Origin of the sequence: Zhongshania sp., from assembly GCF_041623545.1 — a bacterium.
Lineage (GTDB): Bacteria > Pseudomonadota > Gammaproteobacteria > Pseudomonadales > Spongiibacteraceae > Spongiibacter.
The window spans coordinates 1-2,500 of record NZ_JBFJWS010000391.1 but is presented as its reverse complement, the minus strand read 5'-3'; the positions used below and the strand labels follow the sequence as shown (position 1 = coordinate 2,500).

Below are 2,500 nucleotides of genomic sequence, written 5' to 3'. Positions count from 1 at the left end.
CGGGCTATTTGATCTACCAATACCGTACCTTGCACAATAGCCGCGAGGGCCAGAACTTGTTGTCTAGCGAGTTGCTCGGGTTTGCTTACTACGCTACTCATAAATAATTAAACCCTGCTTCGATAACGCCACCGCCGAGGCAGATGTCGCCGTCGTAAAAGACCACGGATTGGCCGGGGGTAATTGCGCGTTGAGCTTCACGGAAATGCACCTCATAACCGCCGTCGACGGCGCGAATTTCACATTCTTGGTCTGCCTGCCGGTAGCGGGTTTTCGCCTTACAAGCGTAGGGGAATTGCGGGACTTGGCCGGTGATCCAGTGGATTTCGCTTACCTGTAGGGCTTGCTTAAATAGCGCCGGATGTTGACCACCTTGGGCGACCAGCAATACATTGCGTGTTAAATCCTTATCTACAACATACCAAGGCTCTTCGCCGCCGCCTTTAACGCCGCCGATACCCAAGCCTTGGCGCTGACCGATGGTGTGGTACATCAGGCCGCTGTGCTGGCCCATATCCACGCCATCCAAACTTTCGATACGACCGGGCTTGGCGGGGAGGTATTGCTGTAGGAAGTCTTTAAAACGACGTTCACCGATAAAACAAATCCCGGTGCTGTCCTTTTTGTTGTGGGTGACCAGTCCGTGTTCTTCAGCGAGGGCGCGAACTTCGGGCTTATCAATTTCCCCAACGGGAAATAGCGTTCGGGCTAACTGTTCGCTGCCCACGGCGTGGAGGAAGTAACTCTGGTCTTTGTTTGCGTCTAAGCCTTTAAGCAGCTGGCTGCCGTCATCAGTGTCGCGGCGGCGGGTGTAGTGCCCGGTGGCAATGTAATCTGCGCCTAAGACCAGCGCGTAATCGAGAAAGGCTTTAAATTTAATTTCGCGATTGCAGAGTATGTCGGGGTTTGGTGTACGTCCCGCCTGGTATTCTGCCAAAAAGTGCTCAAAGACATTATCCCAGTATTCGCTGGCAAAATTAGCAGTGTGCAGGTGAATGCCTAGGGTTTCGCAGACGGCCGCGGCATCGGCTAGGTCATCTTTGGCAGTGCAATACTCGGTGCCGTCGTCTTCGTCCCAGTTTTTCATAAACAGGCCTTCGACTTGATACCCTTGTTGCATTAATAGCAGGGCGGAAACCGAGGAGTCGACGCCGCCGGACATGCCGACGATGACTTTAGTCTTGCTGTTGTCTTGCTGTGTGCTTTCTTGCATCAGCGAGTTCCGTAAATCATAGATAAGGGGTAGCGATGGCCATCGAGATAACGCTCAAGGCATTCCAGCACCAGCGGGCTGCGCAGCATGGCGCGACGTTCTTTTAGCTCGTCGAGTGTTAGCCAAATGGCTTGTTCGATGTCGCTATCTAAAGGCTGGTCCGGGCAAAATGCGATGGGCCGCGCGAAAAAGCTGGTGCGCTGATAGGTTACGCCATTTGCTGGGGCCGTGTAGAGGCCAAAGCCGACAATACCCAGTATTTCAACGCGCCACTGGGTTTCTTCCAGTGTTTCCCGCTGAGCAGCTTCGATCAGGCTTTCGTTTTGCTCAAGATGGCCTGCGGGCTGATTAATGACGCGCTGCCCGTTCTTGATCTCTTCAACAAAAAGGAATTTGCCGTCATTTTCAACGAGAGTCGCCACAGTGACGTGGGGCTGCCAATCCATAATAGGTCCGAACGCTAAAAAGCGAAATTGTAACAGCTGCTAGCGCTTAAGGACTACGTTTACGCGGCTTGGGGCCAAGAGTTTTGCTTTTCGGCTTGCGCTTAAATGCTCTGCTTGCCGGCTTTTTGGGGCTGGCATAGCGTTTGAACTCCTCGCCGAGCGTGATTTTGCGGTACTCACCGGGCGCTAGGCCGCAAAGCGACCAGTCGCCAATCGCTGCGCGAATCAGGCGCAGCGTAGGAAATCCTACCGCGGCGGTCATGCGGCGAACTTGGCGGTTGCGGCCTTCGCTTATTTGTAGGCTGAGCCATGAGGTGGGGATCGCAGCCCGAAAGCGCACCGGCGGGTCTCGCGGCCATAGCGAGCCGGGTTCATCGATGGCGGTGGCACTTGCCGGCAGTGTAGGGCCGTCCTTGAGCATAACCCCTTTGCACAGCTGCGCTATAGCGTGGGCGCTGATTTCACCCTCAACTTGGACCCAGTAGGTTTTTTTTAATTTGTGGCGAGGATGGCTGATTTGGTGCTGGAGTTCGCCGTCTCCAGTTAAAATCATCAGGCCTTCAGAGTCGTAATCGAGTCTTCCCGCTGGATAAATGGCGGGGATCCTGATGTAATCGGCTAGGGTGGCCCGGCCATCTGAGTCAGTAAATTGACTCATCACCTGAAAGGGCTTGTTAAAAATAAAAATGTCGCTCACGTTAAAATAGGCTCATTCATAGAAGAAATCTCGGTATAAAGTGTTACAATGTCGCGCTTTTTACCGAAGCTGTATTGTACCTAATACAGTCAATCTTCGTATTGTGAGCAAGTGCGAGCACAGATACTAACTGATAAACCATGG

3 protein-coding genes are annotated in these 2,500 nt (G+C 53.1%); all 3 read right to left on the bottom strand.

Annotated elements, in window-relative coordinates:
- Positions 1-97: 97 nt before the first annotated feature.
- The 3 genes from mnmA to ABYT30_RS18345 are packed head-to-tail and all read right to left on the bottom strand — an operon-like array spanning position 98 to position 2,356.
- Positions 98-1,213: a tRNA 2-thiouridine(34) synthase MnmA gene (mnmA, locus tag ABYT30_RS18355; protein ID WP_373097965.1), complete on the bottom strand. Its 1,116-nt coding sequence runs from the start codon at positions 1,211-1,213 to the stop codon at positions 98-100.
- Positions 1,213-1,659, bottom strand: coding sequence for an NUDIX hydrolase (locus tag ABYT30_RS18350; RefSeq protein ID WP_373082347.1), 447 nt, complete (start codon positions 1,657-1,659; stop codon positions 1,213-1,215). The genes mnmA and ABYT30_RS18350 overlap by 1 nt, the downstream gene beginning before the upstream one ends.
- Before the next feature lie 46 nt (positions 1,660-1,705).
- Complete coding sequence (locus ABYT30_RS18345; protein WP_373082344.1) at positions 1,706-2,356, bottom strand: pseudouridine synthase; 651 nt, start codon at positions 2,354-2,356, stop codon at positions 1,706-1,708.
- Positions 2,357-2,500: the final 144 nt, after the last annotated feature.

Bases quoted from the DNA above. Each gene is read 5' to 3' on its own strand.
- mnmA (WP_373097965.1), bottom strand. From the start codon at position 1,213: ATGCAAGAAAGCACACAGCAAGACAACAGCAAGACTAAAGTCATCGTC.
- ABYT30_RS18350 (WP_373082347.1), bottom strand. From the start codon at position 1,659: ATGGATTGGCAGCCCCACGTCACTGTGGCGACTCTCGTTGAAAATGAC.